The following is a 23,141-nucleotide window of genomic DNA, read 5'->3' on the forward strand; positions in this document are numbered from 1 at the left end:
GCGCAGGATAACGCCTCAGCCGACGGTGGTCGTGGCCGCGGCGAGGTGCCGGGTCAGCCAGGCGGTGGTGGCCGTACGCGCCGCCTCGGCGTTGGCGCGCGTCAGGAAGTCGTGCCCCTCGCCGGCGAGCACCAGGTGCCCGTGCGGCACGTCCCGGGCGGTGAGTGCCTGCGCCACCTGCGCCGACTCGCCCGCCGGCACGTTGGTGTCGTTGGCGCCGTGGATGAGCATCACCGGCACGTCGAGCCGGTCGAGGTGGGTCATCGGCGAGAGGTCACGCAGCAGTTCCGCGTCGCGCTGCGGGTCGCCGTACTTGCTGACGGCGGCGGCGGCGATCCACGGCTCGGTGCCGGCGTAGAAGGTGTGGAAGTCGGAGATCCCGCACTCGGCGACCCCGGCGGCGAACAGCCCGGGGAAGTTCACCAGCACCGCGAGGACCAGGTAACCACCGTAGGAACGGCCCAGACAGCCGAGCTGGCCGGGCCGGGCGACGCCGCTGTCGACGAGGAAGTCCGCGCAGGCCGCCACGTCGGCGATCGCGCCGTACCGGCCGGCGAGGTTGTCGGCCGCGACGAAGGACCGGCCGAAGCCGGACGAGCCGCGCACGTTCGGCGCGAACACGGCGATGCCCTGCGCGACGAGAGCCTGGAACAACGGGTTGTAGCAGGGACGTTCCTGCGCCTCCGGGCCCCCGTGCAGACTGATGGCGGTCGGCCAGGGACCCGGCCCGACCGGGCGGTAGAGCCAGCCGGAGAGCGGCAACCCGTCGCGGGCACGCAGGTCGACGAGGTGTGGCGCGACCCCGCCGTCGCCCGTACGCGCCACACCGGTGTCCGGCCGCAGCGGGCGCAGCGCCCCGCTCGTCGGGTCCACCAGCCAGACCTCCCGAGGCTGCACCGGCCCCTGCGCGGTGACGCAGAGCAGGTCACCGCCGGCGGCGAAGACGGCGTCGTCGAGCACCTCGCCCGGTGCCACCACGACCCGCTGCACGCCGCTGGCGAGGTCGAGCAGGCTCATCTCACTGCGGCCACCGTAGGTGTTCCACAGCAGCGCGACCCGCCGCCCGTCGGCGCTCGGCACGGCCTGCTCCAGCTCGGCGTCCGGTCGTCCGGCGAGCCGGGTCGGCGGCTGCTCCGGTCGGGTCAGGTCGACCCGCACCAGCGCGGCGAGTTCCGAGAACGCATCGGTGCGGGCCAGCACGCTGGTCCCGTCCGGGCCGAACCAGCCCTGGTCGGTGCTGCCCTGGCCGGTGTCCGGGAACAGTCGCCGTCGAACGCCTGTCGCCACGTCGAGCACCTCCAGCCAGCGCGCGTTGCGCGGGCCGCGCCGCAGCAGGGCGATGCCGACGTCCGGGGTGACGTCCAGGAGCGTGAGCAGGTCACCCTCGGCGAGCACTCGCCGGTGCCCGGTGCCCGCGTCGACCAGGACGGCCCGGGCGTGCTCGTCGGTCTCGGTGACCATCAGGACCGCACCCTCGGGCAGCCAGCCGGCCAACGCGGCGTTGCGACGGCCGAACCCGGCGACCTGGCGGCGTCGTGACCCGTCCGGGCGCAGCACCCACAGCTCGGTGCGGGGAGCGCCGCCGGGGGCGACGACGCAGGCCAGCCACTGCCCGTCCGGGGACCAGCTCAGCGCGAGCACCGGGTCGTCGCCGGTGGGCAGCGCGACAGCCTCGGCGGCGTCGACGTCGCGGACCCAGACGCCCGGCGCGCCGGCCCGGTCGGAGAGGAACGCCACCCGGCGACCGTCGGGCGACGGCGCGGGCGCGTGGTCCTCGCCGGGAGGCAGCGGCGGTGCCGGCCGGTGGCCGACGGGTCGGGCCCGTCGGGCGGTGCGCGGCACCTCGGTCCGTACGCTCATCTAAACCCCGATCCGCTGCAACCAGAGCTCCAGCAGCCCGAGCTGCCAGAGCGCGTTGGAACCCAGCGTGGTCCGCCGGGCATTGGGCGCGTCCAGCAACTCCTCCAGGTAGTCCTTGCGGAACAGGCCCCGCTCGCGGGCCGGCCGGGCGGTCAGCGCGTCGCGCACGTCGTCGAGCAGCGGGCCGGAGAGGTGCCGGATGGCGGGCACCGGAAAGTAGCCCTTCGGCCGGTCGATCACCGCGTCCGGGACGATGCCGCGGCTCGCCGCCTTCAGCACGCCCTTGCCGCCCTGCGCCAGCTTCATCCCCGGTGGGCAGGCGGCGGCCAGCTCGACGACCTCGTGGTCGAGGAACGGCACCCGGGCTTCCAGCCCCCAGGCCATCGTCATGTTGTCCACCCGCTTGACCGGGTCGTCGACCAGCATCACCAGGCTGTCCTGCCGCAGGGCCGCGTCCAGCGCGGTGTCCGCGCCCGGTGCGGCGAAGTGGGCGGCCACGAACTCCAGGCTCGCGTCGTGGTCGAGCATCCACTCCGGCGCCAGGTGCCCGCCGAGCGCGTCGTGACGACGGTCGAAGAACACCCGGGCGTACGCCTCGACGGCGTCCGCCCTGGCCACGTTGGCCATCGGCGGGTACCAGTCGTAGCCGGCCAGGATCTCGTCGGCGCCCTGCCCGGACTGGACCACGGTGATCCGCTGCGAGACCTCCTCGGACAGCAGGTGGAACGCGACGCAGTCGTGGCTGACCATCGGCTCGCTCATCGCGGCGATGGCGTCGTGCACGGCGGGGACGAACCGGCTCGCGCCGATGCGGATCTGGTGGTGGTCGGTGCCGAAGTGACGGGCCACCAGATCGGAGTAGTGGAACTCGTCCCCGCTCTCCCCCGCCGCCGCCTCGAAGCCGATGCTGAAGGTGGCCAGCCCGGTCTGGCCCTGCTCGGCCAGCAGGGCGACGATCAGGCTGGAGTCGAGGCCGCCGGAGAGCAGTACGCCGACCGGCACGTCGGCGACCATCCGTCGGCGTACGGCGGTGCGCAACGCCGCCATGAGCCGTTCCTGCCACTCGTCGGCGGACATCGGATCGGCCGCGGCCCGGGTGAACTCCGGCCGCCAGTACAGCGTGTCGGTGCTCCGGCCGGCCGCGGTGATCACCCGCACGGTGGCCGGTGGGAGCTTGCGCACCCCGGCGAGGATCGTGCGCGGCGGGGGCACCACCGAGTGGAAGCTCATGTAGTGGTGCAGCGCCACCGGGTCGAGGTCGGTGTCCACGTCACCGGCGGCCAGCAACGCCGGCAGGGTGGAGGCGAAGCGGACCCGCCCCGGCCCCTCGGCCAGGTAGAGCGGCTTGATGCCGAGCCGGTCGCGGGCCAGCACCAGGGTGTGCGTGGCCATCTCCACCAGGGCGAACGCGAACATCCCGTAGAACCGTTCGACGCAGGCCGTCCCCCACCGGTGGTACGCCTTGAGGATCACCTCGGTGTCCGAGGTGGACCGGAAGGAGTAACCGGCGGCGATCAGCTCGTCGCGCAGCTCCCGGTAGTTGTAGATGCAGCCGTTGAAGACGACGGCCAGACCCAGCTCGTCGTCGACCATCGGCTGGGCGCCCGCGTCGGAGAGGTCGATGATGCGCAGCCGTCGGTGCACCAGGGCCGCCGGCCCCTGCTGCCACCGGCCCTCACCGTCCGGGCCACGGGAGGCCAGGGCGGGGAGCATCCGCTCGACGGCCGCCATGTCCGGTGGCGTCCCGTCGAAGCGGAACTCGCCTCCGATACCGCACATGCCACGCACCTCTGTTCGGCTCGGGTCCGCTCGGGCCGCTGACCGGTCCAGGTTTGGCGGACCGGGTTGCGTCCCGATGACGGGCGGGTCAAGCGTGGGTTACACCGACGGCCGTTCGTCTCCACCGAGCAGCCAGGTGTCCTTGGACCCGCCGCCTCGGGACGAGTTGACGATCATGCTGCCGGCCGGCGCGACCCGGGTCAGCGCCACCGGCGCGACCTCGGCGGTGTCGCCGAGGAACACGAAGGCCCGCAGGTCGACGTGACGGGGAGCGAGAGCCGTGCCGTCGAATACCGGGTGGGTGGTCAACGCGATCATCTCCTGGGCGATCCACCGGTGCGGGGCCGCGAGGATCTGCTCCCGGACGGCGTCCAGCTCCTCCGCCTCGGCCCGGGGGCCGATCACCACCCGGTCGCCGCCGTACCCGTCGACCGGCTTGAGCACCAACTCGTCGAGCCGGCCCAGCACCTCGGCCCGCTGGTCGGGCAGCCCGCACAGGTACGTGGGCACGTCCCCCAGCAGAGCCTTCTCGCCCAGGTAGTACTCGATCAGCCGGGGCACGTACGCGTACAGCGCCTTGTCGTCGCCCACACCGTTGCCCAGCGCGTTGGCCAACGTGAGCCGACCGGCGTGCACCGCGGCGAGCAGCGGCCAGCCCAGCGGCACCCCGTCGGCGCCCGGCGCGTGCAGCAGCGCATCCTCGTCCATCCGTAGGTAGATCACGTCCACCTCGTGGCGGCAGCCCTCGCGGACCAGCCGGACCCGACCGTCCTCCACCAGCAGGTCGTTGGTCTCGGTCAGGGGCACGCCCATCTCGTCGGCGAGCAGCCGGTGCTCGAACCACGCGGGATCACCGGGACCGCTGCTGAGCACCACCACGGCGGGATCGTCGGCAGCCGCAGGCGCGGCGGCGACCAGCGCCCGGTACAGCATCGCCGGTGTCTCGTCGGCGGGCAGCAGATCGGCCGGCACCGGCAGCTCCGGCAGCACCGCCTGTGTCAACCGGCGGTTCTGCACCGCATAGCCGATCCCGGAGGGCACCCGCAGGTTGTCCTCCAGCACGTACCAGCCGCCATCCGGGTCCCGGACGAGATCGGTGCCGGACACCTGGGCGCGGGTTCCCCGCCGGCCCATCAGCGCCCCGGTCGGGCGCAGACCGGGCGAGGATTCCACCACCCATGCCGGCACCACCCCGTCGGCCACCACGGCCCGGTCCGCGTAGACGTCCCGCAGGAACGCATCGAGGGCGCGGGCGCGCTGCACCAGGCCGGTGCGCAGGGTCCGCCAGTCGGCGGCGGGCACGACGCGCGGCACCAGGTCGACGGGGAAGAGCCGGGTGCTCGCCTCACCGGCAACGCTGAACGTCACACCGCGGGCCCGCTGCTCCTCGTCCCGGTCGTTCTCCCGTTGACGCAGACCGCCGGCGCCGAGGCCGCGTAGGGCGGCCAGCAATGGACGGTACGCGGGCTCCGGCCCGCCGGGCCCGAAGACCTCGTCGGACGAGTCGGTGTACGTGGGCAGGACGGGCAGCGGCGAGACTCCGGGCAGTGGCCCCCGGACCCGGCCCCGGGTCTCGTCGAGGAGCAGGTCGACCACGTCGGCCAACCGGCCGCGCCGCTCGTACGCCCGCCGCTGCCGCGCGGCGGAGCTGCCACGCTCCAGCGCGTACCGGGTCAGCTCGCTGACCTGCTCCCAGTCACCGGTCGTCTCCAACTGCGGACGCAGGTCGGTCATCAGGCGACGAACCGCCTCGGCGGCCGGCACCGGCCGGGCCGAGCGGGGCAGGTCGAGCAGGTGACCCTCCAGCCCGGACCGGGCCGCCCGCCACACGGCGGCGCGCAGCACCGGTGGCCGTACGCCGGTGCGCTCGACCCCGGCTCGCAGCGCCGCGACCTCCCGCCGGACGAGCGCCCGGAACAGGCCGGTGAGCAGGACGATGGTCTCCACGTCGGAGTTGGCGTCGGTGATCCGCAGCTCCACTGTGGGCACATGGGCCGACGGCCGGACGTCGAAATAGATCATGGCAGGGTCGGTGATGGTCTCGGAGGAGATCAGCTCGGCGACCAGAGCCTCGTGGTCCGCGGCGCTGGTCACCTCGCCCGGGTCCCCCGCCGTGGGCCAGCGTTGCCAGACCAGCGACCGGACGCTGGCGTAACCGCTGTCCTGACCCATCCAGTACGGCGAGCTGGTGGAGAGGGCGAGCAGGACCGGCAGCCACGGCTGGACCCGGCGGGTGACGGCCACCGCGAGATCCCGGTCGGACACCCCTACGTGCACCTGCGCGCCGCAGATCAACTGCTCCCGGGCGAGCAGCTGGTATTCGTCGAGCATCCGCCGGTAGCGGGAGGTGGGGGTGACGCTCGGGTCCCCGTCGGCGCGCAGCGGCACCGTACCGGCCGCCACGATGCCCAGCCCGGCCCGGTCCGCGACCCGGACGGCGAGTTGACGCAGCCGGGTCAGCTCGTCGCGGATCTCGTCGAGGGTGCGACAGACCGCGGTGTTGGTCTCCACCACGCTGCGGTGCAGCTCCGCGGTGAACGAGGTCGCCGGCAGCCGGTCGAGCAGTTCCCCGGCCCGGGGCACCAGCTCGCGGGTGTGCAGGTCGACGACGTGGAACTCCTCCTCCACGCCGATCGTGGCCAGGTCCGCCGGGTCACCGTCGTCCAGCGACGCGACCGGGTTGATGCGGGGCGTGGGCAGCGTCCGGCCGTTGCCGGACCGGCCCATCGACCCGTCGAACGTCGGCGCGTTCGTGGTGTTGTCGGCCATGGTCACCCCGGTTCGCGTGTCGGTGGTCTCGGCTGTCCGACGAGCGTTCCCAGGGTTGGTACCGGGGGTGTTTCCAGCGCGTTAAGGTGACGCGCCGTTCTGGCCGGGCTGCTCAGCGACGCGCAGCACGCTCCTGCCGGGTCGACGGGCATGGCGATGTCGGGGTATCCCGTCGATCCGGATACCCCGACATCAGTGAACGCGTGTCGATCACGGCCTGGGAGCGGCCGGGATCACCTCATGTTGGTGACCACGAACGGCGCGTGGCCGTGCAGGTAGTTGTTCCACCCGCCGGTGACCGGCGCTCCCGGGCTGAGCAGGTTGGTGGTGTCGGTGCCGACGTCGAGCTTCCACGCGGTCCAGGAGATGCCGTTGGTCTTCATCCAGTCGATCCAGGACTGCGCCTCCGGCAGGCAGGATCGGCCGTCCAGGCCGCCGTCGGCGTGGCTGGCGCCCCACTCCGTCACGAACAGCGCCAGGCCGGCGCGGATCGCCGCATCGCCCTTGGTCCGCAGCGACGCGCCGTGCGTGCACGAGTAGAAGTGCAGCGTGTACATCAGGTTGGTGCCGGTGACCGGGCTGGCCGCCGCGACGTCCACGTCCTGGGACCAGGTCGGGGTGCCGAGCACGACGATGTTGTCCGGGTCGGCGGCGCGGATCGCGGAGACCACCGCCTGGTGGTACGGCTTGATGACGTTGGTCCAGCTCACCTGCAACGGCTCGTTGTAGGGCTCCCAGATGACGTTGGGCAGGTGACCGTAGCGGCGGGCCAGATCACCGAAGAACGCCACCGCCTGTGACTGGTTGTTCTGCGCCTCGTGGGCGTGCCAGTCGACGATCACGTACACACCGGCGGTGACCGCGTTGTTGATGATGGTCTCCACCTGTGCACGCGCCTTGGCCGGGTCACTGAGGTACGCGCCCGCCGGCTCCACGCCCATCGCCGCGCGGATCACCTGGAGGTTCCAGTTGTCCCGCATCCAGGTCAGCGCGGAGAGGTTCTCGGCGTACGGGGCGGTTTCCCAGTTGAGCCACATGCTGCTGATGCCGCGCAGCTGCACCCGTGCGCCGGTCCTGTCGCACATCGTCGTGCCGCAGACCCGCAGCTGCCCGTACCGCTCGACCGGGGTGCCGGTGGTCGGTGGCGGGGTCGTGGGCGGTGGCGTCGTGGGCGGCGGCGTGGTCGGGGGTGGGCCGCCGGCGCACGACGCGCCGTTCACCGTGCAGTTGACCGGAGTGCCGGAGCCGTTGACGAGGAAACCGAACGACGTGGAGGCGCCCGCGGCGAGGGTGCCGTTCCAGGACACGTTGGTGAAGGCGTAGCGGCTGCCGGAGGTCGACTGCTGCGCGTTCCACGACTGGCTGACGGTCGAGGAGGACGGCAGGTCGAACTCGACCCGCCAGCTGGTGATCTGTGCGGAGGTGTCGTTGGTGACGGTGATCTGCCCCTGGTAGCCGTTGCCCCAGTTGTTCGTCACGGAGAACACGGCGGTCGCCGCGCTGGCCGGGGTGGCGGCCATGGCCACCCCACCGGCCAGCAGGCCGGCGACGGCCAGGGTCGTGACAAGTCTCAGTGCGCGCATGCGGAACCCGCTTCGGATCGACGGTGGTGGTCTGAGGCGGGGCGGCGCCTTCGCGCACAATATCGATCAGTGCCAATGGAAGCAAGGCGGGGGCGCCAGGACCCGAGGCCGCTGAACCCCCGGGCGGGTGCGGGCCGGCAGCGCTGGTCGTAGCGTGGGGCGCATGCGAACCACCACGCTGGGCAGCGCAGGTCCCGAGGTCGGCGTCATCGGCCTCGGGTGCATGGGCATGAGCCACGGATACGACATCAGCGGCCCCCGCGACGACGACACCTCGATCTCGGTCATCCACCAGGCTCTCGACCTGGGCGCCACCCTGATCGACACGTCCGACGTGTACGGGCCGTACACCAACGAGGAACTGGTCGGGCGGGCGCTGGTCGGTGGCCACCGGGAGCGTGCCGTCCTGGCGACGAAGGTCGGCCTGGTGGCGACCTCCCCCACCGGCGGTCCCGGCAACTCGCCGAAGATCGGCAACAACGGCCGTCCGGAGCACATCCGCGCGGCGATCGACGACAGCCTGCGCCGGCTCGGCACCGACCACGTCGACCTCTACCAGTTGCACCGCGTCGACCCGGAGGTGCCCATCGAGGACTCCTGGGGCGCGATGGCGGAGGTCGTGGCCGCGGGAAAGGCGCGGCAGATCGGACTGTCCGAGGTGACGGTGGCCCAGATCAAGCGAGCCCAGGCGGTGCACCCGGTGGCGTCGGTGCAGTCCGAGTTGTCGCTGTGGACCCGCGACCCGCTGGCTGAGGTGCTGCCGTACTGCGCCGAGCAGGCCATCGCCTTCCTGCCGTTCTCCCCGCTCGGTCGCGGTTTCCTCGCCGGCCGGTTCACCTCGTTCGACGACCTGCCCGCCGACGACTTCCGCCGTGGCCTGCCGCGTTTCCAGCAGGACGCGCTGCGCGCCAACCTCGCCATCGTCGCCCGGGTCCGGGAGATCGCGGACCGGGCCGGCGTCACGTCCGCGCAGGTCGCGCTCGCCTGGGTGGTCGCCCAGGGTGATCAGGTCATTCCGATCCCCGGGACCAAGACCCCGAAGTACCTGGCGGACAACTGCGCCGCCGGCGATGTCCGGCTCGGCGCCGAGGACCTGGCCGACCTGGACGCCCTGCCCGCACCCGAGGGCGGTCGCTACTGACAGCCCGGCGGCCCGGCTCCACTCAGCCGGGCCGCCGGACCGCCACGGGCGGGCCGAACCTGACCCCGACACCGGGCGAGTAGAGCACGCTGACCGGCGGGCCGACCGGTGCCGGCAGCCCGGCGGCGGCAATCAGCTCGTCGTCGAGGTGCAGCAACTCGGCCCGGTGCAGCGGCCAGCGTGGGTGCCAGTTCGGCAGGTGCAGCGTGCGCCCGTACGCCCGGGTGTGCAGCCCCCAGCGGGCGGTGACGAAATGCTCAAGGGGCGTCGGATCGCTGACCTGCTCCCCCACCCGCACCACCATCCGACTCGTCGTGCCCGCCGGGCCGGGCCAGCGTCGCCGGCACCGGTAGGTGAGGCGGTCGCCGTCGCGGTCAATCCGCATCGACGACCAGAGGTACGGCAGCCGCAGCGTCGCCTGCGCCACCAGCACCGGCACCAGGCGGGACGCGTCGAGCGATCGGAACACGACGGCCCGCCGGCCGAGGTCGTCGACCGAGTAGAGCCGGACGTTGGTCTCCCAGAAAGTGCCGAAGTACGGCACACCGGGGCCCCGCCCGAAGCCCAGCCCGACCATCCGGAAGCCGATCAGCCCGACGTGGCTGACGCCGTCCAGCGTGTCCGGACGGGTTCCGGCTGGCAGCAGCGGTGCGACGAGCGCGGGGTCGACGGCCCAGTGCAGGAAGGTGAGGTCCTCCCAGCGCTGGCCCAGGACGGCCCAGGGGAACGACTGCCGGGGCGAGTGGTCGACCGGTTCGGGGTGCACGCTCTCATCCTCGCCCACGCGGTGGGCCGGCGTGGTCTCAGGCGTGCGGACCGACACTGACGGTGCCGATGGTCAGCGACGCCTTGCCCTCCAGGATCTCGCCGATGCGTTCGACCTCCTCCGCCAGCTCCCGCTGCTGGGCGGCGTCGAGCGTCCGCAACGGCTCGACAGTGACGCGGATCGAGCGGCCGGAGCGGCGTTGATGCCACACCCCGGCGACCACACCGTCCACCAGCAGCACCGGATAGTTGCCGGCCTGGCCACCGGCGAGCGCACGCTCGGCGGCGGCACCGGGGAAGAGCCGTTCGCGGGGGTGGCAGCCGACCGCGTACGCGTCGAAGTAGGGCAGCAGTCGCAGCCCGGACGGCCGGTCGTCGGGGAACCCGATGTCGTCGGCGGCCACCCAGGCCCGGGTGCCCTCCACTGTCACCTCGGCAAGGTCGAGCGAGTCGAACAGCGACGTCGCCCACCCCGGGGGCACCGCCATCCACCGGGCGAACTGCGCCGGGGTGGCCGGCCCGTACGCGTGCAGGTAACTGCGGACGAGTGCGGCCAGGGCGGCGGGACCGGGCATAGGCGCGAAGTCGGGCAGCCACCGGGCCGGGCTGGTGTACGTGCTGACCCGACCGCGATTCGGGCCGAAACAGATCACTCCGCCTCGGGTGGCGGCGGTCATCGCGGCGATCCACCGGGGCCATTTGTCCTGGAACGCCTCCATGACCAGGTCACCCGCCCACGGGCCGGTGCGGGCGACGATCTCCTCGGTCAGCTCGACGGTGGTCAGGTCGGCTTCGGCAACCGCCTCGGCGATGGCCGCGAGGACCTGCTCGGTCTGCCGGGGTGTCAGCAGGACCGCACTGCGCTCCCACGAGGGGGTCGGCAACGCTGTCAGCGCGCCGACCCACATCGGCAGGTCCGCTGCGGCGAGCAGGTGCACGGTGCCGCGCGGCCCACGGGTCTTGACCAGCGTGCGGTCCGTCCACAGAGCCCGGCGCACCAGGGCGCGGGTCGCGCCCGGCACCCGCAGCCCGATGGACAGCTCGGCGGCGGATGCGATCTGGGCGTGCGCGCCGCAGATCGTCGACACCACGTCGGCGACGCGTGCGGCGTCCGGTGCCGCCTCCGGTGCCGCATGCACCACCGGTGTGCCGAGCCGGTGCCGCCGTAGGCGTCGGGCGGACACCTGCGCCCAGCTCAGGTCGGTCATCGCAGGCCCTTGAAGAACGCGCGGATGTCCGCCGCGTGCGCCAGCGGCTCGTCCATGGCCACGAAGTGGCTGCCCGGGTTGCCCTGCGGCCAGTGGACGATGGTGTTGTCCCGCTCGGCGAGGCGGCGCATCAGCGCGGACCCGCCGCCGTACACACCGGACGGCACCCGCCGCTGGCCGGTGGGCCAGGCGAATCCGCCATCGTCGGCGACGGTGAGTCGCTCGTACATGGGCCACGACGACGTTCCCGACGTGCCGGTGAACCAGTAGAGGCTCACGTTGGTGAGCAGGTGGTCCCGGTCGATGGCCTGCTCCGGCGTAGGCACCGTCATGGTGAACTCCTTGAACTTCTGCATCATCCAGGCCAGCAGCCCGACCGGCGAGTCGTTCCAGGCGTACGAGAACGTCTGCGGCGCCGCTCGCAGCAGGGCGTGATGGTCCACGCCACCGCTCATCCACTGCTGCATCTGCTCCCACTCGGCGCGTTCCGCCGCGCTCATCTCCGGCACGTCGGCGGCGGTCGGAAAGCCGAACCCACCGTCGATGTGTACGCCGACCACCCGCTCCGGCGCCACCGCCGCCACCCGCGGGGCGACGTACGCACCGAGGTCGCCGCCCTGGGTGCCGTAGCGGTGGTAGCCGAGGTTGGCCATCAGCTCGGCCCACATCCGGGCGAGCCGGTCGATCGTGAACCCGGCCGGCGGCGCCTGCGAGAAGCCGTAGCCGGGCACCGACGGCACCACGAGGTGAAACGCCTGCGTGGGGTCCGCGCCGTGGGCGCGCGGGTCGGTCAGCGGGCCGATCAGCTCGGTGAACTCGACCACGGAGTTCGGCCAGCCGTGCGTCAGCAGCAACGGCAGCGCGTCCGGCTCCGGCGAGCGGACGTGCAGCAGGTGCACGTCCAAGCCGTCGATCTCGGTGACGAACTGGGGCAGGTCGTTGAGCCGAGCCTCGTGCGCCCGCCAGTCGTAACCGCTCGCCCAGTGTTCGGTCAGCTCGCGGAGGTAGTCCACCGGCACCCCGCGGCTCCAGCCGGTGCCGGGCAACGAGCGGGGCCACCGGGTGCGGGCGAGCCGGTCACTCAGGTCGTCCAGGTCCGACTGCGGTATGTCGATGCGAAATGGCGTCATGCCGGAAACGCTACGGGCCATATAGGACAGGTTCTGGCACACATCGCTGGCATGCTGAGATCATGTCCGACACCCCCGCCCGACTGCTGGGCCTGCTGTCGCTGTTGCAGACGCCGCGCGAGTGGCCCGGCAGCGAACTGGCCACCCGACTCGGCGTCAGCCTGCGCACCATCCGCCGCGACGTGGAGCGACTGCGCGACCTCGGCTACCCGGTGCAGGCGACGATGGGGGCGATCGGCGGTTACCGCCTGGTGGCCGGCAAGGCGATGCCTCCGCTGTTGCTCGACGACGACGAGGCGGTGGCGATCGCTGTCGGTCTGCGCACCGCCGCCGGTCACGCGGTGGCCGGTATCGAGGAGGCCTCGGTACGGGCGCTGACAAAGCTCGAACAGGTGCTGCCGTCCCGGCTGCGGCACCGCGTCAGCGCACTCGGGGCGGCCACCGAACCGCTGCTCACCTGGGCGGGACCGACGGTCGACCCGGCGCACCTGAGCGCGCTGGCCGGCGCCGTCAACAACCGGGAGCAACTGCGGTTCACCTACCGCCGTCGTGACGGCGTGGACACCGTACGGCTCGTCGAGCCGTACAAGCTGGTGTCGGCGGGTCGGCGCTGGTATCTGGTGGGCTACGACAACGACCGCGACGACTGGCGGATCTTCCGGGTCGACCGGATCACCGACCTGCGGAATACCCGGACCCGGGTCGCCGCCCGGCAACTGCCAGCGTCGGACGCCGCCTCGTTCATGACGGAGAAGCTGCTTGAGCTGACGCCCGTCTACCGGGCGGTGGTGACGCTGTACGCGCCGGTCGAGCGGATGGCGGGCCCGCTCGGCGGCGCCGGCGTCGATCTGGAGCCGATCGACGCGACCTCCTGCCGGTTGCGCAGCAACGCGGACACGCTGGAGTGGCTGGCGTGGCGCCTGCTGACTCTCGGTTGCGACGTGGAGGTGCACGAGCCGCCGGAGTTGATCGCGCACCTGCGGCAGCTCGGGGTCCGGGCCACCCGCGCCGCCAGCCCATCCACAGCGTAGGACGGCCGCCCGAGCCGGGCATCGACCCGCCGACCCGCCGTACGCTTGGTCGAGCACAAGCGTACTAAATCGGCATTTCGGGGAGGTACTGGGCGTGACGCAGAGCGACGCGGAACTGGTCGCGCTGGCGCAGGCGGGAGACGCGGCGGCACTCGGAGCGCTGCTGGCCCGGCACGAGGCCGAGATGCGGGCCGTCGCGTTGAGCGTCCTCGGTTACGGACCGGACGCCGAGGACGCGGTGCAGGACGCCATGGTGGTGGCGCTGCGTCGCATCGGCGAGGTCCGCGACCCCGCCGCCGTCGGCGCGTGGCTGCGTGCCATCGTCCGCAACAACAGTCGGATGACCGTGCGCGGGCCCAGAGCCGTCCCGGTCGCCGAACCGGAGTGGTTCGCCCGCCCCGCCGACACACCCACCCCCGAGGAGGCACTGGACCGTGGCGCGATGCGCGACTGGGTGTGGCACGCCATCGGGCAGTTGTCCGAGCCGGACCGGCTGGTCACCCTGTTGCGCTACTTCAGCGACGCGTCGTCGTACGAGCAGATCGCGGCCGTGTGCGGCGTGCCGGTCGGCACCGTCCGCAGCCGCCTCAGCCACGCCCGCCGCGCGCTCGCCGGCGGCCTCCGCGCGGCGGCGACCGCGGCGCACACCGACGTCACCGCGGCGACCGAATCGCGGTGGCGAGAGGGTCGCGACATGATCGCGACGGCGATGGGCGGCGACTTCGACCGGGTGGTTCGTGAGAGCTGGTGGCCGGACGCCGAGATGGTCGTGCCGGGCGGCCCGCGCGGTGGTCGTGACCTGGCGATCCAGGGCATGAACCGAGACCTGACAGCAGGGGTACGCCAACGGCTGCGCAACGTGGCCGCCAGCGGCGACGTGCTGATCTGGGAGACCGACCTGATCAGCCCGCCCGACGACCCGGAGCACTGCCCACCCGCGGCGCTGTGGTTGCAGGTGCTGCGCGAGGGTCGGGTGCGCCGCCTCACCCTCTTCCACCCCGTCCCGGCGGGGGTCTGAAGAAACTTCCCCGACCGAGCGAACTTTTCCTTCGGCCCGCGCATCTGGTCCGCGTCATGCGCCAGTTGCCGTGCGGCATTCGCCGCACGGGTCTCGGAACGGGAGATAGTTCATGGGTTCCACCAGCCACGACGTCAGCGCCCTCGCACCGGGCGCCCACACCTTCACCGTCGACGGCGTTCGGCAGGTCTACCACGTCGCCGGCACCGGCCCGGTCTGTGTGGCGCACTCCGGCGGGCCCGGCATCGAGTGGGCCTACCTGCGGGCGCCGAGCCTGGAGGAGCACTTCACGATGGTGTACGTCGAGCCGGTCGGCACCGGCGCCTCCGGGCGCCTCGACGATGCCGCCGACTACCGTCTCGACACGTACGTCCGGTTCCTGCACGCCGTCGTCGAGCACCTCGACACACCCCGGGTCCACCTCCTCGGGCACTCCCACGGCGGTTTCGTCGTCCAGCGCTACGCCCTCGCGCACCCGGACCGGGTCGCCGGACTCGCCCTGTACGACACCTCACCCGTCACCGGCGCCGAGTTCTGGGCCGAGGCGATGGCCGGTCTGGCCGCGTACCCGCAGCGGCACCCGGACCGGCCGGAGGCCGCGGCGGTTCCGGCCGCCTTCGGGCAGATCAGCGCGGCGACGGACGACGAATCGTTGGGGGCCGCCCTGCGTGCCGCCCTCCCGGTGTACTTCGCGGACTTCTGGGGCCGACAGGACGAGTTCGTCCCGTTCCAAGCCGCCGTACGCATCTGGTCGGCGCCGGCCGGCGCGCAGGACCCCACGCCCTTCGACGTACGGGACAACCTCGGCGAGATCACCGTGCCCGTCGTGGTGATCGCGGGGGCGTACGACTTCATCTGCGGTCCCCGTTGGGCCGAGCAGGCGCACGCGGGCCTCAAGGACGCACGGCTGGTCGTGCTGGAGCACAGCGGGCACTTCGGGCACATCGAGCAGCCGACGGAGTTCACCGAGGCCGTGGTGGGGCTGCTGAGCCGCTGACCCGGCACCGGTGTCGCAGCCCGAGGTCCGTTCGTCACAGGGGGCAGGCCTCGGGCTGCGCCGGCGTTGGACGGTCATAGGCTGGGCACTTTGGTGCACCGTGACGCAGAGGAGACCGCCGTGAGCCAGACCGAACGGATGGATTCCGTCGACGAGTGGAACGTGGCCGAGGACGACGGGGTCCTGGACGCCTCGGACACCCTGGACGACGACCGCGTCGGTGACCCCCTCGACACCGGCATCGTCGCCGAGGACCACTGGACGGCGGCGAACCGGTTCGGCACCACGCCGGCCGAGGAGCGGGCTGGCGAGTCCCTGGAGCAGTACCTCGCCCAGGAGGTGCCGGATGTCGACCCGTACGCCGAGGGCGGCGACGACGAGGACGAGCTGACCCGCCGGGGCTACGAGGCCGAGGCGCGCGCCGGCCGTCTCGTCGCGTACGACGAGGGCGTCCGTGAGGACGACGAGGCCGAGTCGGTGGCGTGGGACGCCGGTATCGACGCGGGTGCCGCCAGCGCCGAGGAGGCCGCGATCCACGTGGTCGAGGACCCGGACGGCCCCGGCGACGGCCCGCTGCGCTGACGACCGCCCGACAGCGCCGCGCTCACCATCCGTGGATGGTGAGCGCGGCGGGCCGGTTGCTCAGTGGATGACGACGGGCGTCTTGACCAGCTCGCCCTGCGGGTCGTCGAGCTGCGCCGGCTGACGTCGGCGCGGCAGCAGGGCCGCCGGGATGAACGTGAGCACGACCAGCGCGAACGCTACCCAGAACGTGGTGGCGAACGACTTGGCGGCGAAGTCGAGCCCGCGTTCGATGATGGACGGGTCCACCGGCATCTGCTGGAGCAGCTCCGGCCGCTGCTGGGAGGCGATTGCCAGCCCGGCCTCGGTGACCGGCTTGCCGCTCTCGTCCACCAGGCCGGGGATGGGCCGGGAGCCGTTCAGCTCGTTGGTGAGGATCACCGACATCACGGCGGCGCCGACCGACCCGCCGATCTGCTGGAGGATGTTGACCAGCGTGGAGCCGCGTGCCACCTCCTGGGCCTGCAACGTCCGCAACGCCGACGTCATGATCGGCATCATCGTGCCGCCCATGCCCAGGCCCATCACGAACAGCGACCCGCCGAGCAGCCAGTACGAGGTCTGCGGGTCGACCTGGGTGAAGCTGAAGAACCCGACGACGATCAGCCCCAGCGCGAACGGGACGGTGCGCCCGATCGGCACCCGGTCGGCCAACGTGCCGGCGATCGGCATGGTGATCATCGCGCCGAGGCCCTGCGGGGCCATCAGCAGACCGGCCGCCAGCGTCGTCTCGCCGCGCACCTGCAGGAAGTAGCTCGGGAACAGCAGGCCGGCGCCCATGAACGCGATGATGAACACGAACAGCGTCAGCGACGCGATGGTCAGGCTGCGGTTGCGGAACAGCCGCAGGTCGAGCAGCGGGTGCCGGGGCTTGAACGAGTAGAGCACGAACGCCACCACCAGCACGCCACCGACGAGCATCGGGGCCCACACCTTGGCCTCAGTGAAGGTGCCCGCCTCCGGCAGCGACGAGACGCCGTAGAGGAAGAGCGCCAGGCCCGGCGAGAGCATGAGCATGCCGACGAAGTCGAACGACTCGGACGGCTCGGGGGCATCCTTCGGCAGCGCCATCTGCGCGTAGATCAGTGCGACCACACCGATCGGCAGGTTGATCAGGAAGATCCAGTGCCAGCTCGCGGTGTCGATCAACCAGCCGCCGAGGATCGGGCCACCGATCGGCCCGAGCAGCATCGGGATGCCGAGGACGGCCATCAGTCGGCCGATCCGGTGCGGCCCCGCCGCGCGGGTCATGATGGTCATGCCCAGCGGCATGAGCATGCCGCCGCCGAGGCCCTGGAGCACGCGGTAGCCGATCAGCTCGCCGATCGTGTCGGCCGTCGCGCAGAGCCCCGAGCCGATGGTGAACAGGGCCAACGCCACCATGTAGAGGCGTTTGGTGCCGAACCGGTCGGCCGCCCAACCGCTGAGCGGGATCACGGTGGCCAGGGCCAGGGTGTAGGCGGTCATCGTCCACGCGACGCGGGCGTACGACGCGTCGAACTCGCTCTGGAAGGTGGGCAGCGCCACGCTGACCACCGTCACGTCGAGGATCGACATGATCGCGCCAAGAACGACGACGCCCGCCACCTTGAGCACCGCGGCGTCGAGTTTGTCCGCTGTCGCGACGGATTGCTGTGTCACTGACTCTCCTGAAGTCGATTGAGCCGGCCAATGGTGGGCGGTGGCGGCGATGCCGCGCCGACCAGGCGCGGGGCGCGACGTGCCAGGACGACGACGCGCGCAGGCAGACTAACTGTCGGTTGTGACGATTCGCCGCCGGTTTTCGTGACCGCCGGGCCGCCTATCCGAACGGCCGTCCATTTACAGCCACTCGTCGGGGTGGCGACCAACCAGCAGAACCACCAGCAGGCGGGCAGCGATCGGATCAGCCCGGCGAGGGCCAGGGATCGGCTGCGGCGGCCAGGCGATCCCCATCGTCTCGTTCGGCGCGTCCACCACCGGCACCGCGGCGAGGGCGGCACGGCGGGCACGACGAGCACGGCCGGCACGACGAGCACGGCCGGCACGGCTGGCACGGCGGGCACGGCCGGCACGACGAGCACGGCGGGGTCAGGGCGAGCCAGCGTGCGGATCCTGGTCCCGTGCCTCGGTGGCCGGCCGGAATCAGGGCGCTGTGCTGGCCACTCGATCGGCCTGCTGACCGGGGTGGTCGTTGCTGCTCGTGGTGCTCACGTTCGTCGGTTGTAGTGGTTGCGACGGGGTAGTTGTTCGGGGTCGAGCCAGGCCGGTGGGACGAATTCGGGGTGGCCGTCGCCTGCCAGGCGCACGGTCCACTCACTGTGGTGCAGGTGCAGGTGCCGGTGATGGTGGCCGCAGAGCAGGACGGCGTTGGCGAGGCTGGTCTGGCCGCCGTCGGCCCAGTGCTCGATGTGGTGTGCGTCGCACCAGCGCGGTGGTCGATCGCAGCCCGGAAAGGCGCAGCCACCGTCCCGCAGGACCAGGGCTCGCCGGAGGGGGCCGGTGATGAGGCGGCGTTGCCGACCGATGTCGAGTGGCTGGCCGGATCCGCTGAGGACGGCGGGAAGGATGCCTGCGTCGCAGGCGAGTCGGCGCACGGCCTCGGGGGTGAGGTGCAGGCCGGTGTCGAGAGTGCCGCTGCCCAGTTGCCGGCTCAACCCGTCGTAGCTGGTGGTGACGACGACCTGGGCGCAATCGCCGCCGTGCTCGGGCAGCTCGCCGGTGCGCAGGGCGAGGCGGCACACATCGCTGAGGGCGTCGTGCCGGCGCTGCCCGGGAGAGCGCTGGTCATCAGGGCCCGACGGTGCGCTCAGGGGGTCGATGGCGGCGCGGAGCAGCCCGAAGGTCTCGGTGTCGAGGATGCCGGTGAGTCGCAGACGACCGTCGGTGAGGGTGGAGAGGGTGAGGTGGCGGGCGCGGGTGGCACGGCGGGCTTCGGCATCCAGGGCGGCTTTGGTGGCGGCGTCGGCGATGTCGGGTGCAACGTGGTCGAGGATGCGGGTGCTCAGTTTGCGCAACAGGGTGGGGTCGAATTGCCCGGCCCACTCGACGAGCACTCCGAGGGCCGTGTCAGCGGCCTCGGGACCGGCGGCGGTCTGCACGGTGTCGATCGTGTCGGTGATGACCCGGGCCTGCTCCACGGTGATGTGGCCATCGGCCAGTGCGAGGCGTACGCCAGGGTTGCCGGTGTCCAGGACGGCGGCGAGGTCGACGAGGCGGCGAGCGGCCGGGATGGTGAGGCGTAACCGTTCGCGGAGCCAGACCGCGGTGGATGAGGCACCCTGCGTGGTGGCGGTGCCTCGGCCGTCGAGCTCACGGATCAGGGCCAGCTTCACCGCCGCGAGACACTGCTCGATGCGGTACGCGGTGTCGAGCGCGGCGATCAGCTCACCCTCGGGCAGTGCCCAGATGGCCGTGTCGGCGCAGGCAGCGATGGCGTCCTCAGCCTGCGGCAACTCCTCGACCATGACCCAAGACTAGAACAGGTGTACGACAGTTCCAGTCATCATGATCGATTCGCGGCAGGCCCGGCCAGGCGGCAAGCCCACCGAGGAACGGAGACTCCGCGCCGACGGCCCCGCCGCCGTAGGCCGTGCCGACCGTGGAGGATGCCATCCGTGGCTCTGGTCGCGGGCCAACGACGGGATCCTGCAGTGGCGAGCCTGACCGCCCGCTACGCCAACGCGCATCCCTCTACCGGGCCAGCCCGGTCCTCGTCGCCGCCATCATCTGGCTGCCACGACCGGCAGAGGACACGACCGGCAGAGAACCAGGTCCTGTTTCATAGCTCGGATCGGAGCCATTCGTTGATCGCAACGACGTGGAGGACAATTTAACAGCGGCGGAGCCACCAAGGATCATCCCCGGGCGTTTGGGGGTCGTGATAAGTACGTCTCAACAGGGCGTCATCCAGACGGTCGACAACGACTCGGAGCTCTCGCGCGGCATGGCCGGGCAGCATGGTGACTGCCTCCTCCAAGCGCAGACGCGCCCAGCCATCGCCACAACAGGAACAGGTGAACTTCGCTTCCCACGGTCTCCACCGACGCTGCCCGCCGTATGCATGCACGCCCCATACGCTGACTGCGGCTGCCACCATGCCCGGCAGCCACCGCCGCCCCTCCAGCAGGCGGACAGCAGCGTTCCCGGGACCGGAGAGTCCAGGAACATCCCGATAACGGGTCCACGGGCTTCGCGTGATCGGTACGGGGCTACGAAGCGATTGAGGCTGCCTACGAGGCACGGCCCCTTCTGTGGAAGGTCACGCCTCAGATCCTCTCACGAAGGTCAACAGGCACTTAGCCGGCCGAAGCGACGCCGCAGCCCTGGTAGCGAACCCTTCTGAAACACCTAGCTGCTGCGTTTGCTGGCGTCGAGGGCAGCCTGCTCCACTCGCTGGCGGTGGTCCAGCCACCACGACTCGTCGGCGGGGGGCAGGTTGTCGTTGCTGGGCAGCAGCCCGGCCGCGCCGTCGATGAGTTCGCGCACGATGTCAGCGTGGCCGGCGTGCCGTTGTGTTTCCGCGATGACGTGGACCAGGACGTGGTGCAACGTGACCGCTGCGTCACCCCACCACGGCACGCGGCCGACCTCGTCCAGCGCGAGGGCTTCGATGGTGGTGTCGGCGTGGGCGATCGCGCGACGGTACACCCCGACGATCTCCTCGCGGGTCTCATCCGCGGTCGCCCACATGTCGGCATTGGCCTCCGCTCCGTCGCCGAGGTACGAAAGCTCCTGGTCGAACGGTCGGCCGAACACTACGCCGAAGTAGAGGATCTCCATGGCCGCCGCGTGCTTCACCAGACCGAGCAGGTTGGTCCCGGTGGGGGTCAACGGACGCCGAATATCGTATTCACCGAGCCCGTCGAGTTTCCACAGCAGCGTGTCGCGGCCGCCCCTCAAGTAACTGTGCAGGTCTGCCTTCATCGCGGCACTATGGCATCCGGTCGGGTGCCCGCGCCGCCCCGGACGATCCGCGGACCTCATGCCCGGCAGGCCAGCGCACCTAGACGGTGACCACCGGCACGGCGGCGGTCAGCGCCCAGTCGTGCCCGATGTCGGCGGCGGCGCGCAGCAGCCTCGGCAGATGCTCTTCCCGCAGGGTCTCCAGCGAGGTCTCGGCCGCGTGCACTGTCACGTTGATGGCGGCGACGACACGTCCGTCGCCGTCACGTACGCCGGTCGCGACGGACCGGATTCCCGGGGCCAGGTCCTGGTCGGCGAGGGCCCAGCCCTTCGCCCGCACCTCGCGCAGCACGGCGTCGAGGTCGCCCGGGGAGGGCTGCCAGCGTGGTGTGATGCCGGAGCGGGTCGGCTCGGCGAGCACGGCGGCCAGGGTTTCCGGTGGCAGTGCCGCGAGCAGCACCTTGCCCATCGACGTCGCGGGAGCCGGGAAGCGGGTGCCGATGGTGACGCCGAGCGTCACGATCTTCGGGACGGCCACCCGGGCGACGTAGACGATGTCGCTGCCGTCCAGCTGGGCCATCGAGGTCGACTCGTTGGTCTGCGCGACCAGCTTCTCCATGTGCGGGCGGGCCACGTCCCACATGTTCAGCGCGTTGACGTACGCCATCCCCAGCTCCAGGACGCGCGGGGTGAGGGTGTGGCCACGGCCGACCGCGCGGACGTAGCCCAGCGATTCGAGCGTGATGAGGATGCGCCGGACAGTCGGCCGGGCGAGGCCGGTGGCGGCGGCGATCTCGCTGAGCGTCATCGACGGGCAGGCCGGACGGAAGGAGCGCAGGACGTCGAGGCCACGGGCGAGAGCCTCGATGAAGTCGGGCCCGGCGCCCCTTCCGTTGTCACTCATGTCCTAATGCTTCCATTGCGCCGAGCCGGCGTCCCACTCGGTGTACTGGTAGGGGTTCTCCAGGATCGCGGTCTCGGGGACGTCCGGGTTCATGCCCCGCTGCCACGCCTCCTCCCCCATCGTCTCGCGGAGGTGGTCGATGGTCGAGGCCACCGCGGCCCGCGCGGCGGCGAGGTCGACGCCGACGAGGCGGCCGTCCTGCTTGACGATTCGCCCGCCGACCAGCACGGTGTGCACGTCGCCGCGCTGGGCCTGGAAGACGACGTGACCGTGCGGGTTCAGGATCGGGAACATCACCGGCGACGCGTCGTTCTTGATCAGAACCACGTCGGCCTGTCGGCCGGCGGTGAGGGCGCCGATCGTGGAGTCCATGCCGAGCGCGCGGGCGCCGCCTCGGGTGGCCCACTCGACGACCTGCTCGGCGCGCAGGTGACAGTGGGTGATGGTCTCCTGTTTGGCGTGCGCCTCCAGATGCTCGCGGGAGCGGTCCGCGCCGAGCGTGCTCCGCATCGCCGAGAAGAGGTCGCCGCTCCACCACACGCTGGTGTCCATCGACAGCGACACCGGGATGTCGTGGTGGCGCAACTGCCAGGTGGGCGGGTAGCCCTGACCGGCGCTCTGCTCGCTCTCCGTGGAGACGGAGACGGAGCCGCCGGTCGCGGCGATCCGGTTGTACGAGTCATGGGTGAGCGTCGCCGCGTGCACGTAGACCGTCGACGGGGTCATGAACCCGTTCTCGTGCATCAGCCGGATGCCGTCGTCATTGGTGGCGCCCCAGACTCCGGCGTGGGTGGTCACCGCGGCGCCCAACTCCCGGGCCACCTCGAAGGCGGCCCGCTCCGGGAAGGCCGGGTCACCGGTGACGTCGAACGCCATCTGGAAGCCGGCCAGCTTGCCGCCGTCGATGCGGCGGCGGTGGAAGTCGCGGAACTCCGGCGAGGTGGCCCACTGCCAGGGCCCCTGCTGGATGTTGCCGTAGGCGAGCACGAACCGTCCGTCGACCGCCTCCAGGGCGTCCACCGCCGCGTCGGCGTGCTCGGGCGTCTGGAGCCCGTGTGACCAGTCGACGGTGGTGGTGACACCCGCGTCGATCGCCTCGATGGCGCCGAGCAGGTTGCCGGCGTAGACGTCCTCGGGACGGAACAGCTTGCCGGATTCGAGGTAGTACCAGACGAAGTACTGGGTCAGGGTCCAGTCGGCGCCGTACCCACGCATGGCGGTCTGCCACATGTGCCGGTGGGTGTCGACCATGCCCGGCATCAGGATGCCGCCGGTGGCGTCGATCTCCAGGGCATCGTCGGGCGCGGTGAGGCCGACGCCGACCTCCGCGATCCGGTCGCCGACGACCAGCACGTCGGCGCCGGGCAGCACCGTGTGGGCGTCGTCCATGGTGAGAACCAGGCCGTTTCGGAAGACCACCGGCCGGTCGGTTGCGCTCATCGCCACCCATTCCTTTCCGGGGTACGAGGGGAGCCCGGACTCTTGTCCGC

17 protein-coding genes are annotated in these 23,141 nt (G+C 71.7%); 5 read left to right on the forward strand and 12 right to left on the reverse strand.

Annotated features, from left to right (window positions below; translation table 11 throughout):
• Positions 1–15: 15 nt before the first annotated feature.
• The 4 genes from FBZ33_RS16690 to FBZ33_RS16705 form a co-directional block, all read right to left on the reverse strand.
• Positions 16–1,860 carry a prolyl oligopeptidase family serine peptidase gene (locus tag FBZ33_RS16690; protein WP_141909768.1) on the reverse strand — a complete coding sequence of 615 codons (1,845 nt, stop codon included), beginning with the start codon at positions 1,858–1,860 and terminating at the stop codon, positions 16–18.
• Positions 1,861–3,639 (reverse strand): N-acetylglutaminylglutamine amidotransferase, encoded by a 1,779-nt coding sequence (locus FBZ33_RS16695; RefSeq protein ID WP_141909769.1) that lies wholly within the window; start codon positions 3,637–3,639, stop codon positions 1,861–1,863.
• Between the two features lie 99 nt (positions 3,640–3,738).
• Complete coding sequence (locus tag FBZ33_RS16700; protein WP_221629473.1) at positions 3,739–6,408, reverse strand: carboxylate--amine ligase/circularly permuted type 2 ATP-grasp protein; 2,670 nt, start codon at positions 6,406–6,408, stop codon at positions 3,739–3,741.
• A 233-nt stretch (positions 6,409–6,641) separates the two neighbouring features.
• On the reverse strand, positions 6,642–7,991 hold the full coding sequence (locus tag FBZ33_RS16705; RefSeq protein ID WP_141909770.1) for a cellulase family glycosylhydrolase: 1,350 nt from the start codon (positions 7,989–7,991) through the stop codon (positions 6,642–6,644).
• Between the two features lie 163 nt (positions 7,992–8,154).
• Here FBZ33_RS16705 and FBZ33_RS16710 point away from each other — a divergent pair, with 163 nt between their 5' ends.
• Positions 8,155–9,132 (forward strand): aldo/keto reductase, encoded by a 978-nt coding sequence (locus tag FBZ33_RS16710; protein ID WP_141909771.1) that lies wholly within the window; start codon positions 8,155–8,157, stop codon positions 9,130–9,132.
• A 22-nt stretch (positions 9,133–9,154) separates the two neighbouring features.
• Here FBZ33_RS16710 and FBZ33_RS16715 read toward each other — a convergent pair whose 3' ends face one another.
• From FBZ33_RS16715 to FBZ33_RS16725, 3 genes are read right to left on the reverse strand one after another with little or no spacing between them, the layout of a single operon-like run.
• Positions 9,155–9,898 carry a YqjF family protein gene (locus tag FBZ33_RS16715; protein ID WP_141909772.1) on the reverse strand — a complete coding sequence of 248 codons (744 nt, stop codon included), beginning with the start codon at positions 9,896–9,898 and terminating at the stop codon, positions 9,155–9,157.
• Between the two features lie 37 nt (positions 9,899–9,935).
• Positions 9,936–11,105, reverse strand: coding sequence for a winged helix DNA-binding domain-containing protein (locus FBZ33_RS16720; RefSeq protein WP_141909773.1), 1,170 nt, complete (start codon positions 11,103–11,105; stop codon positions 9,936–9,938).
• Positions 11,102–12,235 carry an epoxide hydrolase family protein gene (locus FBZ33_RS16725; RefSeq protein ID WP_141909774.1) on the reverse strand — a complete coding sequence of 378 codons (1,134 nt, stop codon included), beginning with the start codon at positions 12,233–12,235 and terminating at the stop codon, positions 11,102–11,104. Before FBZ33_RS16725 ends, FBZ33_RS16720 begins: the two co-directional genes overlap by 4 nt.
• A 62-nt stretch (positions 12,236–12,297) precedes the next feature.
• On the opposite strand from FBZ33_RS16725, the gene FBZ33_RS16730 reads away from it, so the two are divergent.
• The 4 genes from FBZ33_RS16730 to FBZ33_RS16745 all read left to right on the forward strand — a co-directional run bounded on the left by FBZ33_RS16730 (position 12,298) and on the right by FBZ33_RS16745 (position 15,863).
• On the forward strand, positions 12,298–13,266 hold the full coding sequence (locus FBZ33_RS16730) for a YafY family protein (protein WP_141909775.1): 969 nt from the start codon (positions 12,298–12,300) through the stop codon (positions 13,264–13,266).
• Between the two features lie 94 nt (positions 13,267–13,360).
• On the forward strand, positions 13,361–14,284 hold the full coding sequence (locus tag FBZ33_RS16735) for an RNA polymerase sigma factor (RefSeq protein ID WP_141909776.1): 924 nt from the start codon (positions 13,361–13,363) through the stop codon (positions 14,282–14,284).
• Between the two features lie 112 nt (positions 14,285–14,396).
• Complete coding sequence (locus tag FBZ33_RS16740) at positions 14,397–15,281, forward strand: alpha/beta fold hydrolase (protein WP_141909777.1); 885 nt, start codon at positions 14,397–14,399, stop codon at positions 15,279–15,281.
• A 120-nt stretch (positions 15,282–15,401) separates the two neighbouring features.
• Positions 15,402–15,863 (forward strand): DUF5709 domain-containing protein, encoded by a 462-nt coding sequence (locus FBZ33_RS16745; protein WP_099854338.1) that lies wholly within the window; start codon positions 15,402–15,404, stop codon positions 15,861–15,863.
• 60 nt (positions 15,864–15,923) lie between these two features.
• Here the strand turns inward: FBZ33_RS16745 and FBZ33_RS16750 are convergent, their stop codons facing one another.
• The 5 genes from FBZ33_RS16750 to FBZ33_RS16775 form a co-directional block, all read right to left on the reverse strand.
• On the reverse strand, positions 15,924–17,504 hold the full coding sequence (locus FBZ33_RS16750; RefSeq protein ID WP_141909778.1) for a DHA2 family efflux MFS transporter permease subunit: 1,581 nt from the start codon (positions 17,502–17,504) through the stop codon (positions 15,924–15,926).
• A gap of 548 nt (positions 17,505–18,052) precedes the next feature.
• Positions 18,053–19,309 carry an HNH endonuclease signature motif containing protein gene (locus FBZ33_RS16760; protein WP_141909780.1) on the reverse strand — a complete coding sequence of 419 codons (1,257 nt, stop codon included), beginning with the start codon at positions 19,307–19,309 and terminating at the stop codon, positions 18,053–18,055.
• An 883-nt stretch (positions 19,310–20,192) separates the two neighbouring features.
• On the reverse strand, positions 20,193–20,768 hold the full coding sequence (locus tag FBZ33_RS16765) for a DinB family protein (protein WP_141909781.1): 576 nt from the start codon (positions 20,766–20,768) through the stop codon (positions 20,193–20,195).
• A gap of 79 nt (positions 20,769–20,847) precedes the next feature.
• Positions 20,848–21,651: an IclR family transcriptional regulator C-terminal domain-containing protein gene (locus tag FBZ33_RS16770; RefSeq protein WP_088948609.1), complete on the reverse strand. Its 804-nt coding sequence runs from the start codon at positions 21,649–21,651 to the stop codon at positions 20,848–20,850.
• A 3-nt stretch (positions 21,652–21,654) separates the two neighbouring features.
• Positions 21,655–23,091, reverse strand: coding sequence for an amidohydrolase family protein (locus tag FBZ33_RS16775; protein WP_088948610.1), 1,437 nt, complete (start codon positions 23,089–23,091; stop codon positions 21,655–21,657).
• Positions 23,092–23,141: the final 50 nt, after the last annotated feature.

This window comes from Micromonospora sp. A202 (genome assembly GCF_006715105.1).
Taxonomy (GTDB): domain Bacteria; phylum Actinomycetota; class Actinomycetes; order Mycobacteriales; family Micromonosporaceae; genus Micromonospora; species Micromonospora zamorensis.

Excerpts from the sequence above, each read along its gene's own strand:
- FBZ33_RS16690 (WP_141909768.1), bottom strand. The coding sequence starts at position 1,860 with ATGAGCGTACGGACCGAGGTGCCGCGCACCGCCCGACGGGCCCGACCC.
- FBZ33_RS16695 (WP_141909769.1), bottom strand. The coding sequence starts at position 3,639 with ATGTGCGGTATCGGAGGCGAGTTCCGCTTCGACGGGACGCCACCGGAC.
- FBZ33_RS16700 (WP_221629473.1), bottom strand. The coding sequence starts at position 6,408 with ATGGCCGACAACACCACGAACGCGCCGACGTTCGACGGGTCGATGGGC.
- FBZ33_RS16705 (WP_141909770.1), bottom strand. The coding sequence starts at position 7,991 with ATGCGCGCACTGAGACTTGTCACGACCCTGGCCGTCGCCGGCCTGCTG.
- FBZ33_RS16710 (WP_141909771.1), top strand. The coding sequence starts at position 8,155 with ATGCGAACCACCACGCTGGGCAGCGCAGGTCCCGAGGTCGGCGTCATC.
- FBZ33_RS16720 (WP_141909773.1), bottom strand. The coding sequence starts at position 11,105 with ATGACCGACCTGAGCTGGGCGCAGGTGTCCGCCCGACGCCTACGGCGG.
- FBZ33_RS16725 (WP_141909774.1), bottom strand. The coding sequence starts at position 12,235 with ATGACGCCATTTCGCATCGACATACCGCAGTCGGACCTGGACGACCTG.
- FBZ33_RS16730 (WP_141909775.1), top strand. The coding sequence starts at position 12,298 with ATGTCCGACACCCCCGCCCGACTGCTGGGCCTGCTGTCGCTGTTGCAG.
- FBZ33_RS16740 (WP_141909777.1), top strand. The coding sequence starts at position 14,397 with ATGGGTTCCACCAGCCACGACGTCAGCGCCCTCGCACCGGGCGCCCAC.
- FBZ33_RS16760 (WP_141909780.1), bottom strand. The coding sequence starts at position 19,309 with ATGGTCGAGGAGTTGCCGCAGGCTGAGGACGCCATCGCTGCCTGCGCC.
- FBZ33_RS16765 (WP_141909781.1), bottom strand. The coding sequence starts at position 20,768 with ATGAAGGCAGACCTGCACAGTTACTTGAGGGGCGGCCGCGACACGCTG.
- FBZ33_RS16770 (WP_088948609.1), bottom strand. The coding sequence starts at position 21,651 with ATGAGTGACAACGGAAGGGGCGCCGGGCCCGACTTCATCGAGGCTCTC.
- FBZ33_RS16775 (WP_088948610.1), bottom strand. The coding sequence starts at position 23,091 with ATGAGCGCAACCGACCGGCCGGTGGTCTTCCGAAACGGCCTGGTTCTC.